The organism is Vibrio pectenicida, assembly GCA_024347015.1.
GTDB lineage: Bacteria > Pseudomonadota > Gammaproteobacteria > Enterobacterales > Vibrionaceae > Vibrio > Vibrio pectenicida.
On the sequence record AP024889.1, the window covers coordinates 2,820,837 to 2,836,676 of the forward strand.

Genomic DNA, 15,840 nt, shown 5'->3' on the forward strand with positions numbered 1-15,840 from the left:
GCTATTATCGTTCTCTTCTTAAATAAATAGGAACAGAACGATAATGAATTGACTGTGCCAAATAATGCCTTTCTACAAGAGAAAGTCGTTATTTGTATTGGTCACTCAGTTCATTGATACCTAAAGTGATTCAATAGAATCATTTTTGGATTATCATCAACGAGTGCCCACACAGATTGATAGGTTTATATTGTTAAAGAGCAGCGCTTTGATGTATTAACTTCTCAAAGCGGAGGTGAATTCTAGCGATATAATTTAAAGAGTCAAACACTTTTTTAAATTAATTTTTTTTGCTGATTTCTACCTCACCGACACTGGCTAAAATCGCCGTAGCTCATGCCGTGTCAGTGGATGCGCATTATAGGGATACTAATCGATAAGGCAAGTAGAAAATGCACTTTTTCTTTCAACAACAATTAGGTGATTAAAAAACACTCTCAAGCCCCTACACTTGTATAATGGATAGTCGAAGTTTTCGCAAAAACATTATTTATATCTCTTTAAGGCCAGACTGACCAACACCTACTTATGAAACGAGTAAATACAGCCACTCCTCATAAAGTAATAGTCATAAAGTAAGAAGATCTAACCATAAATAAGTATTCACAATTTTTTGATCAATAAATATTTTACGGCATAGAAAACAACAAAGCCCCGACTTTCGTCGAGGCTTTGTTGTTTTCTATGGTACCGGTGGGCGGACTTGAACCGCCACGCCCGAAGGCAACGGATTTTGAATCCGTCGTGTATACCAATTTCACCACACCGGCATCTTAAGGCTATTTGCCCTTTAATGGTTGGCATTATACGTAAGCATTGGCATGGTGCAAGAGCAAAAAACTGAATTCTCTATCGTTTGCTGATAAAATCACCACAATTTACCAAGCTATATGGAAAATATCTTTTCAGTCTTGTTCTGAAAAGATATCCTGAGCATCTAGTAAACTTGGGTAAAGAACATAATGTCAACAATTGAAGCCTCACAGCCAGCTGGACTAATGCGCCGCCTAGGTGCGTTACTCTATGATGGCTTAATTGTAATTGCGATTGAAATGATGGCTGCTGGCCTCATTATTGCCATATTACACGCGTTAACAGCAATTGGCTTATTTACTGCTGATCCATATACGGACGTAAGCGATTATCTTACTAACCATCCAATTTGGGGGCCAATCTATACCCTTTATCTTGCTGCAATCTGGATATATTTCTTTGTTTTTTTTTGGACAAGGGCTGGACAAACATTGGGAATGAGAGCTTGGAAACTACAGATTCGAAATCAGAATGGAAGTACTATATCTGTAACTCAAGCATTAATTCGTATCGCTACTTCAGGTTTTGGACTAGCAAACCTGACAGTCCCAATCGATCCTCAAAAACGTGGTTTTCACGATATCTGGGCAAAAACGCAAGTTATTGTTTTGAGTAAAGCTCGATGACATAAAGGGGAGGACAGCGCCTTCCCCTTATAGATTATCTAACCTACTGCTAACTCTTTTAGCATTGATTCCGGCAGGGCTAGTTCATCATTCTTATTTACCTCTATACCCTCATCAATAATACCTTGAGCAATTTGCTTCGCCTCGGCTAAAGAATGCATTGCAGCAGTACCGCATTGATACTCATTTAATTCTGGAATTTGGTTTTGGCTTTCGACTTTCAGTACATCATACATGGCTGATTCCCACCCCTTGGCAACAAATTCTTCTGAAGGCGTACCAACTAAGCTCATGTAAAATCCGGTTCTACATCCCATTGGAGAAATATCAATTATCTCAATTTTATTTCCATTGAGATGATTGCGCATAAACCCCGCATACAAATGCTCTAGTGTATGGATACCTTTTTCAGAAAGAATCGCTTTATTAGGAGCTGTAAAACGTAAATCAAACACAGTAATTGTATCCCCCCTTGGTGTACTCATCATTTTTGCAACTCTAACCGAAGGTGCATTCATTCGAGTATGATCAACAGTAAAACTATCTAGCAATGGCATTATAATTGTCTCCTATTTGTGATAACTCAAAAGCCGTGATATATCACTTTATTTGCCTTTTTACTTCAAAAAATAACCCTTCATATGCAACAATTCAATTTCTTTATATCATAGCGAAGCGAATTAATGACAAGCATGCATATAGACAAGGTAAATAATAGATGATTAACTCAATTAAACTCTCGATATGTATGTTTTATGAGCTTTACTGATTCAATTTTAATGAAGAAATAATATGACCACTTATTCCGGACAAAAAATGCCACTCAAGGGCCCTTGAGTGGCATTACAAAAAAATTCATTTAGGTTCAGTTGAAAATAACAACATTAGAGTCTAGAAATTACCATTGCTAATACTGTTATATATTCAACCTCAAAGAGTTGAATAATTTACGAATTCAAGTAAGCAAAATAACCTTGTAAAAAATCGTCAAAGTTGAGTGTATCTGAATTCTCAACTTGACGTTGTTGCTCTTGAGATCGCTGAACTTCTTGCTCCATAATTCCCTTGCTGTATATTTTAAAATTATGTTTAACATGTTGCTCACTATATTGCTGACCAAACTCACAACCAACTTTACCTAGGCCACCAAACTTCTTCGTATCAGCAAGAAGCTGCCCAGAAATCGTCAGCTCTGGGTTATCTATCCAAGTGCGAAGCTTATGGCATACAGAACGATAGGCCTTTCCCCCGTGTGCTGCATCCATTTGTTGTGCAATAAGCAAAAGTTCATCAAAAACACGATGTGCCCAACTCTGTAAAGATAAGGCTTCACCTTTACAACCTATTTGTAATTCCAAACCTATCTGGCGGCCTGATTCAACCACTTTATTCCAATTCTCCCGCCAGCATGCCTGTTCACAAAAGTCCATAGGTTCAGAGTCAGAAAGCGCTGACCAAGTGAGGAAAAGGTCGAGAAAACGAATCTGATCCTGATCTATCCCTATAGAACTATAAGGGTTAACATCTAGTGCACGTACTTCTATATATTCAACCCCACCACGAGATAATGCTTCCGAAGGCTTTTCGCCATTTTTTGCTACCCTTTTAGGCCTTATTGGGGCATAAAGCTCATTCTCAATCTGTAAAACATTACTATTAAGTTGCCGATACTCACCATCAACCTTCACACCAATATCTGCAAATTCAGAGGATGGTGTTCGAATAGCCGTATTAAGACCATCTAAATATTCATTTAAGCTGTTGAAGCCTATTTTCAACGAACTTTGCGAGCTATTAGTATAACCGAGGTCGCTCATCCTTAGTGAGGTTGCATTCGGGAGGTAAAGTGTTTGACCAATATTTTCAAAAGAAAATTTAGTCTCTCTACCTTGAACAAAGGAAGAACATAACGCAGGAGAAGCACCAAAAAAGAATGGAATCAGCCACCCAAATCTATAATAGTTTCTAATTAAACCAAAATAAGCCTCAGATTTTGCACCACAGCGCTCTGCATCATTTTGCTCACCATATAGCGCATCCCAAAAAGATTCTGGAAAAGAGAAGTTAAAATGCACACCAGAAATAATTTGCATTAAACTTCCGTAACGGCGTTTAAGGCCTTCACGATATAGGGTTTTCATTTTCCCAGAATTAGAGTCACCATATTGAGCAAGATGGATATCATCTTGCTGGCTGACATAACACGGCATTGAAAGTGGCCACATTCGTTCTTCGCCCAATTTAGATTGAGTGAAATGGTGGATATCCTCTAGCTGCTGGATGAGTGTATTGACATCAGTGGATACAGGGGTGATGAACTCCAACAAAGACTCTGAAAAATCTGTCGTTATCCAATTATTCGCATAAGCAGAACCTAGCTCTTGGGGGTGCGGTGTTGTCGCTAGCTTACCATCCTTTTGGTAGCGCAATGTTTCTCTCTCCACACCACGCGAAAGGGATTTAAATATCTCAGGTTTGAGCGCTATTTGCTCAAGTCGCGTAGCAAAATCAGTCACAATGAAGTTCACTTCTAGTCCTGATCCAAACACTATGGACCGTTTGTATGTAGAGACGGAGAAAGTCCGTCTCTCTGTCATGGTATAGTTATGTGTGCTCTAACGAACGATTTCAAGTTCTTCTACTGGGATTTGTAAACTTTCTAACTGAGGCTTTAGAATTTTGATATCACCAACCACTATGATTTGGTAATCGTTGGGAGTAAACCATTTAGCTGCCATCTGATCTAAAGTATTTTTATTTACAGTCTCCACAATGACATTACGCTGCTTAAGATAATCTTCTTCCAAGCTGTAGAAGAGGATACTATTTAGCAACTGTGCTTTCTGTGATGGCGTTTCATACTTCAAAGCATCCTGTTGGCCAACGGCTAAACGAAGAAATTTCATTTCTTCATCTGTGATTCCCTGCTGACTATACTGACTCAACTCCTTTTGTATTTCTCTAATAGAAGCCGCAGTAGCATTTGCGCGAACTTGAGCAGAAAAAACGATCGCACCTACTTCACGATTCGCGGCAAAATAGCCACTCGCTCCATAGGTATAACCTTTATCTTCTCTCAAGTTTTGATTTATACGGCTATTAAAATTGCCCGCCAGATTAAAGTTCGCTAATTGAGTAAGGTAGACCTCTCCAGTTGCATCAAAAGGTAAACCTTGGCGTACAAAACGCACAATGCTCTGTGGCGAACCTGGCTTGTCGACTAAATAAATTTTCTGCTTTCCGAGCTGTTCCACCATTTGTGGATGGAGCAAAGGAGCCTCTTCACCCTGCCAGTTTTCAATAAACGATAGCTCTTTCTTAACTTGACGCTTATTAATATCACCTACTACCACAATCTGAGCGCCTTGGGGGGTATAATGCTTTTGGTAAAAATCTTTTACGTCATCAAGAGTAAGAACAGCAATAGAGTCCTTGGTACCATCATTAGGACGCTGATATATTGACCCAGAGAATAGTACCTGTCTAGTAGCTTGCGAGGCTAACCAACTCGGTTTCTGGTGCTGATAAACAATCCCTTCCAACATCTGCTGTTTATTACGCTCAAAGTCTGATGATTTGAAAGCCGGGGTGAATAAAATTTCCTGTACTATTTTCAAAGTTTGATGCAAGTTTTGCTCTAAGCTTGAGATTGAGATACTAGTGGTATAGTTTGCTGCACTGATTGATACCGTGCTACCCAATTTATCTAATCTCGCTTGCAACTCCTCAGTTGTAGACTCCAGCGTTCCCTCCTCCATCATGGTTGCTGTTAAGTTAGCTAAACCTTCTTTTCCAGGTTTAACATAGCGCTCTCCAGCAGGAAAACTGATATCTATTTCAACTGTTGGTGTTTCGCTACTTTGCGTACCTAAGAGCTCAGCACCATTATCAAAATAGATATGGTAGAGTGAAGGCATATGAGCTTTAACAGCTTTTGCAACTTCTGGCATTATAGAACGATCAAAATTGTCTATCGGTCGACGATAGCTAAGATCTTTGTCGTTGATTTTAACGTATTCTGGCAATGTTCTTTTCGGCGTTTCAAAAGTAGCAGTCGAAACTGCATAGTCCAACTTACCTTTCGGGACTACACTCAAAGTCACTTTGGGATGCCCATTCACATAGCTATGAAAAGCATTCATTACAGACTCTGGTGATACCTCACGAATTTGTTTAAGCTGAGTTTGCAATCTATCAGGTTGTTTAAAGAAAGTCTGATTAGAAGCCAACTGGGATACTTTACCTTTAACACTTTGCAAAGCAAAAACTGCATCAGCTTCTGCCATACCGGTGATTTGGTCCAAGCGCTGCTGGCTTACCCCCTTTTCTTCAAATTGCTTTAAAGTTTGCATCAGTGATTGGTAAAGTGGTTTCAATTTTCCACTTTCACCTGAAGGAGCCATTGCGTAAACATAGAAAGTACACGAGAGTTCAGAACAATCTTGGAAGGCACCCGCATCAACTGCTTTTTGTGTTTTCACTAAATCTTGATAAAGTAGACTATTCGCCCCTTGGCCTAATACATTAGCCAAAGCATTTAATGCCGTTTCCGTTTTCTCACCCTCGTAAGTTGTTGGCCAACCGACGAGAACCATGGGCTGCTGCACACGATCTTGTAGCGTAATATATTTGTCTTCACTGAGCGTTGCTGGTTGCTTGGTTGCACGCTCAACTTCAGGGCCTCTTGGTATTGAACCAAAGTACTTATTAACCCAAGCTAACGTTTGTTTAACATCAATATCTCCTCCAATTGTCAGAACGGCATTATTAGGCCCATACCAACGGAGGAAAAAAGCCTTGAGATCATTAACATCGACTCGATCAAGATCTTCAATATACCCAATAGTCTGCCACGAATATGGATGACCTTCAGGGTAGAGCGCTTCGCCCATTTTTTCCCACATCAAGCCATAGGGACGATTATCGTAATTTTGCGCTCGCTCATTTTTTACTGTGTCACGCTGAATTTCAAATTTACGCTGTGATACTGCATCAAGTAAAAAGCCCATCCTATCCGACTCAAGCCAGAGTACTTTTTCTAGCTGATTGGAAGGCACCGTTTCAAAGTAATTCGTTCTATCGCGGTTAGTTGTACCATTTAACGATCCTCCCGCTTCGGTGATCAGTTTAAAGTGCTCTTGGTCTCCAACATGCTCACTCCCTTGAAACATCATGTGCTCAAAAAAGTGGGCAAAACCTGATTTCCCAGCCTCTTCACGAGCAGATCCTACATGATAGGTAACATCAACATGAACCAAAGGATCGGAATCATCGGGAGATAAAATAACCGTTAATCCATTATCGAGTTGATATTTGGAATAAGGGATAGTCGCCTTACCCGGCGTAGCAGGAACTTCTTCAACAAAAGTAACACCTGAAGGAAGAATAGAGCTAGAAGAAAATGGACCGCTTGAGCAGCCATAAAGAGCAAAAAGAGAAAAGACACCTAACCAGATTTTTCTCATGACATCTCCTCAGAAAAAACCATAAAACAAAGCTGCAATAAGACCGTATCGTAATGCTTTACCAACAAGTATTAACCCTAGGCAAGGCCAAAAACGCATTCGTAACCAACCCGCAGCGAGACAAAGAGGGTCACCAATTACAGGCAACCAACTAAATAAAAGCGACCAGTAGCCATATTTACTCAACCACTGCAGTGCTTTAAGACCATATTTTTCATTTTGAGTTCGGTTAGGTAGTAATAAACCCAACCAATAGTTTGTTAAGCCACCTAAAGTATTACCTATAGTGGCCACAGAAAGGATGGTAAAGACAGAGTATTGATTAAGGGTAAGAGTGGCAACAAGCCCAGCCTCGGATCCTCCAGGCAAGATTGTCGCGCTTAACAAGCCTGTAAAGAATAAAACCCAAAGTGCTGAGTCTGAAAACCAAAGTGCAATACTTTCAAAGGCGGCGTTAAACGCCTCTAGCACTGCATATCAAGTAAAACCTTGCCTCTAGTATGTCCCGTTTCTAATTGTTTATGAGCCTTATCCACTTCACTCATCGGATAAATGTGCTGGATCTCTGTTTTCAATAACCCAACACTCACCATGTACAGTAAAGCATCTAATTGTTCAGAGTCAGGCTCAACAAGCATACCCGTTGCATCAAAACCAAGCAGCTTGGCTTTCTCACAAATTAGCTCGGCCGTTAAGGTGGGAACAGTAACAACTTTCGCTCCATCTCTTAAACAATTTAAAGCATCAAGTGCCGCATCACCACCAACAAGATCAATTAACACATCAGCTTCTTCAACACGCTCAGAAACAGGAGAAAACTCATAGTTAACAGCATGAGCTCCAAGAGTCGCCATATAATCAAGATTAGTGGCGCTGCAGGTTGTGAATACCTCAGCTTTAGCAGCAATAGCAACTTGGATAGCAAGATGACCAACGCCTCCAGCACCTGCTAGAATCAATACTCTTTGTCCTTCATGCACTCCCGCTTTATCTAGTGCCTGAACTGCGGTTTGCCCTGACAAAGGTAATGCGGCTGCCGCTTCTAACGTAATAGCCTCAGGAACCAGACTCAACTCAGTTGCTGGTACACAAATATATTGGCTATATCCTCCACCTTGCAGTGGAAAACCAATAAATCCTGCAACTTTATCCCCAACTTCAAATCGCTCTACTTGCTCACCACACATGACAACTTCACCAGCAACATCATAACCGGGCACCCAAGGTAGATGATCTTTATGCTGTGACGCAGCCCATCCTAAACCAGAACGTGTTTTTACATCGATAGGATTAACACCTGCAAAAGCAACTTTAACTAATACTTCACCTTGCTGTGGATTAGGTACGGTATTCGTCTGCAATGTTAATACTTCTGGGCCACCAAATTTAGCAATCGCGATTTGTTTGTTTTCCATTTATTCATTTCCCTAACGGCAAGAAAAAAGGATGCAAAAGCATCCCTTTGAATATATACCATTTATTGCTAACGAGTTAACTGCCAAAACTAAAATTAACCGATAATTTTACGTTAATTGGCTATAAATGAGCTGAGGAGTAGCCTCTTAAACAAGCCTAATGTCCTGAAATCTTAGGAATCATCATAATTAGGAAGGGAAATAAAAAAACCTGCTGATCTCAGCAGGGTTGTAATATGGCGCGCTCGGAAGGATTCGAACCTTCGACCGCCTGGTTCGTAGCCAGGTACTCTATCCAGCTGAGCTACGAGCGCGCTGTATTAGATATTGTATAACAACATCAGGAACTAAAGTCCCTTAAACTAAGTGGCGCGTCCTGGAGGATTCGAACCTCCGACCGCCTGGTTCGTAGCCAGGTACTCTATCCAGCTGAGCTAAGGACGCACGAAATCTGAAAAAAATAGTATTATCAGACTGTAATGATGGCGCGCTCGGAAGGATTCGAACCTTCGACCGCCTGGTTCGTAGCCAGGTACTCTATCCAGCTGAGCTACGAGCGCACTGTATTTGATATTGTATAACAACATCAGGAACTAAAGTCCCTTGAACTAAGTGGCGCGTCCTGGAGGATTCGAACCTCCGACCGCCTGGTTCGTAGCCAGGTACTCTATCCAGCTGAGCTAAGGACGCACTAAGTCTGACAAAAATAGTATTATCAGACTGTAATGATGGCGCGCTCGGAAGGATTCGAACCTTCGACCGCCTGGTTCGTAGCCAGGTACTCTATCCAGCTGAGCTACGAGCGCGCAGTTCCCAAAGGGATTCGTGAAGTATATCACGTTATTATTTACTTAAAACAAAAAATTGGCACTAGGCCAATTAATGGCGGTGAGGGAGGGATTCGAACCCTCGATGCGGCTACAAACCGCATACTCCCTTAGCAGGGGAGCGCCTTCAGCCTCTCGGCCACCTCACCTATTCATTCCCTAAAAAGGAAATGGCGCGCTCGGAAGGATTCGAACCTTCGACCGCCTGGTTCGTAGCCAGGTACTCTATCCAGCTGAGCTACGAGCGCGCAATAATTTTCATCCAACTCAATAAGAGCTAAGCAAGAATGGCGGTGAGGGAGGGATTCGAACCCTCGATGCGGCTACAAACCACATACTCCCTTAGCAGGGGAGCGCCTTCAGCCTCTCGGCCACCTCACCATCTTGCGGAGGCACATATTACGATTTACCAAAAATATGTCAAACATTTTCTTGGCAAAAATCGTAAAAGATTGTCCAAACGTCGGCTATTTAATCAAAGCGATGCTAATTCACTCTTTTTACTTAAAATGCATATTGTTAATAGCATAAAAAAGGCCAACATACGTCAGCCTCTTTGTCTCACTAGTAATTTCCTGAAGTAGTATTACTGTTACCTTTTTCAGCCTGAATGCGCATGTAAATTTCTTCACGGTGAACAGACACTTCTTTAGGCGCGTTAACGCCAATACGAACCTGGTTACCTTTTACGCCCAGTACAGTGACTGTGACTTCATCGCCGATCATGAGAGTTTCGCCAACGCGGCGAGTTAAAATTAGCATTCTTTGCTCCTTGAGTAATCTCAGATTTTTCTTGCTACGGGGCTATTATCCAACAAAAGATATATTTTCGTAAACTTTATTCTCAGACTCGATTAACCTAAATACATTTGTTTCGATTAGCAGTTAATCGCTTGCGCTGAGATAAAGTATGCATGATGCAATATGTTCGCTGCTTTGTCGATGCTTTCTGGAGACAATACCCATGTCAACGATTGTCGGTTAAGATCGTAATGTATAGGTTCAATACTGTGTTCAATCAACAAAACGCGAGACGATTCGACCATACTGTTATCATGCTGACCAACTAATGTCAGCAGGCTAACCTCTTCACTATTAGTGATTTTATCACCAAAGGTCAATTCTAGTTTGGTACAAGCTTCGTGCTTTATAACTACACCTATCCAATCTTTACGCTCGATCACACCCCAAATCTGGATTCCCAATATCTGACACTGCCTTGCAAGACTAGAGTAGGCAGCATGGGATATTTTAATACAATGCATATCACGCTGCATAGCAATCCCACAGACTGGCAGCCTAGGCTCGTTACCTTTCACTAAGCTGCCTACAGAAGAACTGAATGTCGATAAAACCCGCAGTGGTACATTATGTTTCCAAGCATATTGTACCGAAGGCAAATGAAGCACTTTTGCTCCTTTACGGGCCATTATCTCCATTGACGCAAAATCAATGACCTCAATCTTTTTGGCGTCTGGGACTACGTGAGGGTCACAAGTATAAATGCCGTCTACATCAGTAAAAATTTGACACTCACTGGCTTGCAACTCCCCAGCTAAATTAACTGCACTAGTATCCGACCCACCTCGGCCCAAGGTAGTAATATCGCCATTTTTATTAACACCTTGAAACCCCGCCACTATAACTATTAGGTCTTGTGCCAATAGCGCCTTAATTACCGAGGTGTCAATGCTTATAATCGTTGCATCATTATGCTGGTAGTTGGTAACAATTTTTGCTTGTCCACCAGTTAATGAACGAGCCGAATAACCTTGCTTATTTAAGGCCATTGCTAATAGTGCCATCGATACGTGTTCACCAGAAGAGAGCAGAACATCAAGCTCTCGAGCAGTTGGCACACTATCTATTTGTTTGGCCAAACCCATCAGCCGGTTAGTCTCTCCTGACATAGCAGAAACCACTACAACTACCTGATTGCCAGAATTTTTTGCCTTAATGATATGCTCGGTAACTCTTTGAATTTTTTCAATTGAGCCGACAGAAGTTCCACCAAACTTTTGCACTACAAGTGGATATATCACTAGTTTTTACCTTGCTAAGATCATGGCCTCATCCATACCAGATACTTCTACTATATAGCCCGCTTGTGCTCATTACAGCAGAAATAAAGGGATTGAGAACAGTTATAAATATGCAGCTCAAGAGACCACTCGTGAGATTAAAAAATCACGCCCAACCAAAACTGCTGAGCGCAACCAATTTATAAACGTTCTTCTAACCAAGGCTTAATTGTTTTCATCGCCTCAGGTAACGCAGCCACATCAGTTCCACCAGCCTGAGCCATATCAGGACGTCCGCCGCCTTTGCCGCCAACTTGCTCAGCAACCATTTTCACCAGGTCTCCCGCCTTTACTTTATCGACTAGGTCTTTAGTAACCCCTGCTATCAAGCCAATTTTACCATCATTAACATTGGCTAGCATGACGACACCACTTCCCATTTGGTTTTTAATACCATCAACCATGGTACGTAAGTTTTTGCTATCAGCGCCTTCCATGCCAGCAATCAATACTTTAATACCATTGATTTCCTGAGCTTTCCCCATGATGTTGGCACTCTCTGTTGCCGCCATTTTGTCTTTTAACTTCAAAACTTCTTTTTCTAGGCCTTTTGCTTTTTGCGCAGATTCAGCTAACTTTTCTTCATACTTGGCTTGTTGGGCTTCAATCACGTCAAGTGCTGTTTCACCTGTTACCGCCTCAATACGGCGAATACCTGCGGCAATACCACCTTCTGAAGCGATCTTAAATAGACCAATATCACCCGTATTCGATGCGTGAATTCCTCCACAAAGTTCTGTAGAGAATTCACCCATAGACAGAACACGAACTTCATCATCATATTTTTCACCAAATAAGGCCATTGCACCTTTCTGCTTGGCCGACTCTATATCCATGATTTGGGTTTCGATGACATGATTACGCCGAACTTGAGCATTAACTAAACGCTCAACCTCTCTCAACTCAGATGGCGTCACTGCTTCTAAGTGTGAAAAATCAAAGCGTAGATTCTCTGGCTTAACAAGAGAGCCTTTCTGAGTTACGTGCTCTCCCAATATTTGGCGAAGGGCTGCATGCAACAAATGGGTCGCAGAGTGGTTTAAAGAAATCGCAGCACGGCGCTCAACATTAACTAAGGCTTGAACTTTGTCGTCTTTTGCCAAAACACCTTCTGCCAACACACCGTGGTGAGCGATTGCAATACCCAACTTTTGTGTATCTTCTACTTTAAAAACACCATACTGTGTTTTAATTACTCCAGTATCACCACATTGACCACCTGACTCTGCGTAGAAAGGCGTTTCATCAAGAATTAGTATTGCTTTATCACCAGCAGATAGTGATTCAGCCGACTCACCTTTAACAAATATTTCCACAACATCGCTATTACCTTGCGTAGCGTTATAACCACAGAACTCAGATTGTGTTTGGGTTTTAATTGTAGCGTTGTAGTCAGTACCAAACTGGCCAGCTTCACGAGCACGCTGACGCTGTGCTTCCATTGCTTGCTCAAAGCCTTGCTCATCGATAGTAAAATCACGCTCACGTGCAACATCATTGGTAAGATCAGCAGGGAAACCGTAAGTATCATAAAGTTTGAATACTGTTTCACCGTCAAGCACCTTACCACCTAAGTTATCCAGTGCTTCGTGAAGAATTGTGATCCCGCGTTCTAGAGTACGACCAAAATTCTCTTCCTCGATGCGCAGTACTTTCTCCACAATTGATTGTTGCTTCTTAAGCTCTTCACCTGCCGAACCCATTATTTCAGCAAGAACTCCGACAAGCTTATGGAAAAACACCCCTTTAGCACCAAGCTTGTTACCATGACGCACAGCACGGCGTATGATACGGCGTAAAACGTAACCACGACCTTCGTTTGAAGGCATCACACCATCAACAATCAAAAATGAACATGAACGAATATGGTCTGCGATAACTCTCAATGACTGGTTCGATAGGTCTTGATGTCCTATCGTTTGTGCTGCAGCTTTAATAAGCTTCTGAAAAACATCAATTTCGTAATTTGAGTGAACTCCCTGCATAATTGCAGAAATACGCTCGATCCCCATACCAGTATCTACTGCGGGCTTAGGCAGCGGGTCCATCGTGCCATCAGCATGACGATTAAACTGCATAAAGACATTATTCCAGATCTCGATAAAGCGATCGCCATCCTCTTCAGGGGTACCTGGGCGACCACCCCAAATATGCTCACCGTGATCGTAGAAGATTTCAGTACATGGACCACAAGGACCTGTATCACCCATTGTCCAGAAGTTATCGGATTCGTACTGTTTACCGCCTATTTTATCACCAATACGCACGATGCGATCAGCCGGTATGCCAACTTTTTTGTTCCAAATTTCGAACGCCTCATCATCTGTCTCATAGATTGTGACTAAAAGACGCTCTTTAGGTAGCTGCAATGTTTCAGTCAAAAATTCCCATGCATAAGTAATGGCATCTTCTTTGAAGTAATCACCAAAGCTGAAATTTCCGAGCATTTCGAAGAAAGTATGGTGGCGAGCAGTAAAACCAACGTTTTCTAGATCATTGTGTTTACCACCAGCACGTACACAACGCTGAGCCGTAGTTGCGCGAGTATAGGCACGTTTCTCTGCACCTAAAAAGCAATCTTTAAATTGGTTCATCCCTGCATTAGTAAATAACAGAGTAGGATCGTTATGTGGGACCAAAGATGAACTGTCTACGATTTGATGTCCCTTGCTTTCAAAGAACTTGAGGAACGCATTACGAACCTCGTCAGTGCTCATGTACATGCAGCGCTTCCTAGAAATAGTCGAGTTAGAATTTTGCGCTATTGTAGATCATGGCAAGCGCCACGACTAGGCCCTGTTGATCTTTCGAGCACTATTTTTGGGGAGTAGGGTATTTATTGGGGATTCGGTTATCTTTCAATAAACTTAGTCTTATCCTAAAGAAGCTCTCTTGACTAGGAAAAATAGGTACGTTATGCCTTCATAAAACAACTGAAAAGTGTTTTTAATCACCTTGGTAGGCATTTAAAGCATGATCTATCTGTTCAAAGCTATAGCCTCGATATTGTAAAAAGCGTACTTGCTTAGCGTACTCTTTGGGGTCTGTTGCTTTTTGACCTTTGTATTTCTTTTCCGCTACTTGTTTGGCTAACACAAACCAGTCTTGTGGTTCTTCCTCCATTGCTTGATCTACCACAGAATCTACGACTCTCTTCTGCTGCAATTCCTGACGAATACGCCGCTCACCATGACCTTTATATACATGCTGCCGTATTTGGCTTTTAGCATAACGAAGATCGTCAAGGTAGTTATGATCGAGGCAAAATTTTATTGCTTCATAAACAGAATTTTCATCATAGCCTTTATAAATAAGCTTTTGATAAAGCTCGTATTCACCATGATCTCTTCGGCTCAAAAGTTGGATAGCCGCTTCATTAGCAGATAAAGGTACCAAAGCTCTTTTAAACATAAATACCCTAGGGCCAGATATAACAAAGCCCTGCACACAACTGACAGGGCTTATCGTATTTAATCAGATGACTTACAACTCTTCTTTTTCTGGCATTTTATCTAATTCAACATCATCAGCTTGAAGCTCTGCAGGAGAAAGCAGCATACTACGTAACGTCGCATCAATCGTTTGGGCAGCTTGTGTATTCTCACGCAAATATTTTGCTGCATTAGCCTTACCTTGGCCAATCTTATCACCATTGTAGCTATACCAAGCACCAGCTTTTTCAATCAATTTGTGCTTCACACCGAGATCTATCAATTCACCTTCACGGTTAAAGCCTTGGCCATACATGATTTGAGTTTCCGCTTGTTTAAAGGGTGCCGCAATCTTGTTCTTAACCACTTTGATGCGAGTTTCGTTACCAACAACCTCATCACCATCTTTAATCGAACCTGTGCGGCGAATATCTAGACGAACCGAAGCATAAAATTTAAGTGCATTACCACCTGTTGTGGTTTCTGGATTACCAAACATAACGCCTATCTTCATCCGAATTTGGTTGATAAAGATACACATACAATTTGACTGTTTAAGGTTACCCGTCAACTTACGCATTGCCTGGGATAGCATACGAGCCTGTAGACCCATATGGCTGTCGCCCATCTCACCTTCAATTTCGGCCTTTGGCGTCAATGCTGCAACCGAGTCAATTACCATCACATCAATTGCACCAGAACGAGCCAAAGCATCACAAATCTCAAGCGCTTGCTCACCAGTGTCGGGTTGAGATACTAACAAAGCATCAATATCAACACCCAGTTTTTTCGCATAAACAGGATCGAGTGCATGCTCAGCATCAATAAAAGCACACGTTTTACCTTCACGCTGCGCAGCAGCAATCAACTCAAGTGTTAACGTCGTTTTACCCGATGATTCAGGGCCATAAACTTCAACAATACGCCCCATTGGTAAGCCACCAGCACCTAATGCAATATCAAGAGAAAGTGAGCCCGTGGAAATAGTTTCAACATCCATAGTACGGTTATCACCAAGACGCATAATAGAGCCTTTACCGAATTGCTTTTCAATCTGACCAAGTGCTGCAGCGAGCGCCTTCTGTTTGTTATCGTCCATCACTTTCTCCACTTAACTCATCAACGCACTGATGGTATTTGAATGCTTATTTTTGCCTCAGAGCTATTCTGGGCTATCACTAT

General features: G+C 41.7%; 11 protein-coding genes and 9 tRNA genes. 1 reads left to right on the plus strand and 19 read right to left on the minus strand.

Features of this window, described 5'->3' with window-relative positions:
* Positions 1-685: 685 nt before the first annotated feature.
* Positions 686-770: transfer RNA gene (locus OCV27_RS12890), tRNA-Leu, on the minus strand.
* Positions 771-998: 228 nt separating this feature from the next.
* Between OCV27_RS12890 and OCV27_RS12895 the strand changes: the two genes are divergently transcribed.
* Positions 999-1,439 carry an RDD family protein gene (locus OCV27_RS12895; RefSeq protein WP_420919489.1) on the plus strand — a complete coding sequence of 147 codons (441 nt, stop codon included), beginning with the start codon at positions 999-1,001 and terminating at the stop codon, positions 1,437-1,439.
* Between the two features lie 38 nt (positions 1,440-1,477).
* Here the strand turns inward: OCV27_RS12895 and luxS are convergent, their stop codons facing one another.
* From luxS to recA, 18 genes are all read right to left on the minus strand, one after another.
* Positions 1,478-1,996 carry an S-ribosylhomocysteine lyase gene (luxS, locus tag OCV27_RS12900; RefSeq protein WP_125319906.1) on the minus strand — a complete coding sequence of 173 codons (519 nt, stop codon included), beginning with the start codon at positions 1,994-1,996 and terminating at the stop codon, positions 1,478-1,480.
* A gap of 390 nt (positions 1,997-2,386) precedes the next feature.
* The gene (gshA, locus tag OCV27_RS12905) at positions 2,387-3,955 is read right to left on the minus strand and encodes a glutamate--cysteine ligase (RefSeq protein ID WP_125319961.1); all 1,569 of its coding nucleotides are present in this window, start codon (positions 3,953-3,955) and stop codon (positions 2,387-2,389) included.
* Positions 3,956-4,054: 99 nt separating this feature from the next.
* Positions 4,055-6,904 carry a M16 family metallopeptidase gene (locus OCV27_RS12910; protein ID WP_125319907.1) on the minus strand — a complete coding sequence of 950 codons (2,850 nt, stop codon included), beginning with the start codon at positions 6,902-6,904 and terminating at the stop codon, positions 4,055-4,057.
* 9 nt (positions 6,905-6,913) lie between these two features.
* Positions 6,914-7,375, minus strand: coding sequence for a YqaA family protein (locus OCV27_RS12915; protein ID WP_125319908.1), 462 nt, complete (start codon positions 7,373-7,375; stop codon positions 6,914-6,916).
* Positions 7,369-8,319 (minus strand): NADP-dependent oxidoreductase, encoded by a 951-nt coding sequence (locus OCV27_RS12920; protein WP_125319909.1) that lies wholly within the window; start codon positions 8,317-8,319, stop codon positions 7,369-7,371. The genes OCV27_RS12915 and OCV27_RS12920 overlap by 7 nt, the downstream gene beginning before the upstream one ends.
* 237 nt (positions 8,320-8,556) lie before the next feature.
* Positions 8,557-8,633: transfer RNA gene (locus OCV27_RS12925), tRNA-Arg, on the minus strand.
* Positions 8,634-8,686: 53 nt separating this feature from the next.
* A tRNA-Arg gene (locus OCV27_RS12930) sits at positions 8,687-8,763 on the minus strand.
* Between the two features lie 39 nt (positions 8,764-8,802).
* Positions 8,803-8,879: transfer RNA gene (locus OCV27_RS12935), tRNA-Arg, on the minus strand.
* A gap of 53 nt (positions 8,880-8,932) precedes the next feature.
* A tRNA-Arg gene (locus tag OCV27_RS12940) sits at positions 8,933-9,009 on the minus strand.
* 39 nt (positions 9,010-9,048) lie between these two features.
* Positions 9,049-9,125, minus strand: a tRNA-Arg gene (locus OCV27_RS12945).
* 77 nt (positions 9,126-9,202) lie between these two features.
* Positions 9,203-9,295, minus strand: a tRNA-Ser gene (locus OCV27_RS12950).
* 22 nt (positions 9,296-9,317) lie between these two features.
* Positions 9,318-9,394, minus strand: a tRNA-Arg gene (locus OCV27_RS12955).
* Positions 9,395-9,434: 40 nt separating this feature from the next.
* Positions 9,435-9,527 (minus strand) — tRNA-Ser (locus tag OCV27_RS12960).
* Between the two features lie 183 nt (positions 9,528-9,710).
* Complete coding sequence (gene csrA, locus OCV27_RS12965) at positions 9,711-9,908, minus strand: carbon storage regulator CsrA (protein WP_125319910.1); 198 nt, start codon at positions 9,906-9,908, stop codon at positions 9,711-9,713.
* Between the two features lie 116 nt (positions 9,909-10,024).
* Positions 10,025-11,188, minus strand: coding sequence for an aspartate kinase (locus OCV27_RS12970; RefSeq protein ID WP_125319911.1), 1,164 nt, complete (start codon positions 11,186-11,188; stop codon positions 10,025-10,027).
* Positions 11,189-11,367: 179 nt separating this feature from the next.
* The gene (gene alaS, locus OCV27_RS12975; RefSeq protein ID WP_125319912.1) at positions 11,368-13,950 is read right to left on the minus strand and encodes an alanine--tRNA ligase; all 2,583 of its coding nucleotides are present in this window, start codon (positions 13,948-13,950) and stop codon (positions 11,368-11,370) included.
* 223 nt (positions 13,951-14,173) lie between these two features.
* A complete protein-coding gene (gene recX, locus OCV27_RS12980) occupies positions 14,174-14,638 on the minus strand; it encodes a recombination regulator RecX (RefSeq protein ID WP_125319913.1) in 465 nt (154 codons plus the stop codon).
* Positions 14,639-14,710: 72 nt separating this feature from the next.
* On the minus strand, positions 14,711-15,757 hold the full coding sequence (recA, locus tag OCV27_RS12985; protein ID WP_125319914.1) for a recombinase RecA: 1,047 nt from the start codon (positions 15,755-15,757) through the stop codon (positions 14,711-14,713).
* Positions 15,758-15,840 lie beyond the last annotated feature (83 nt).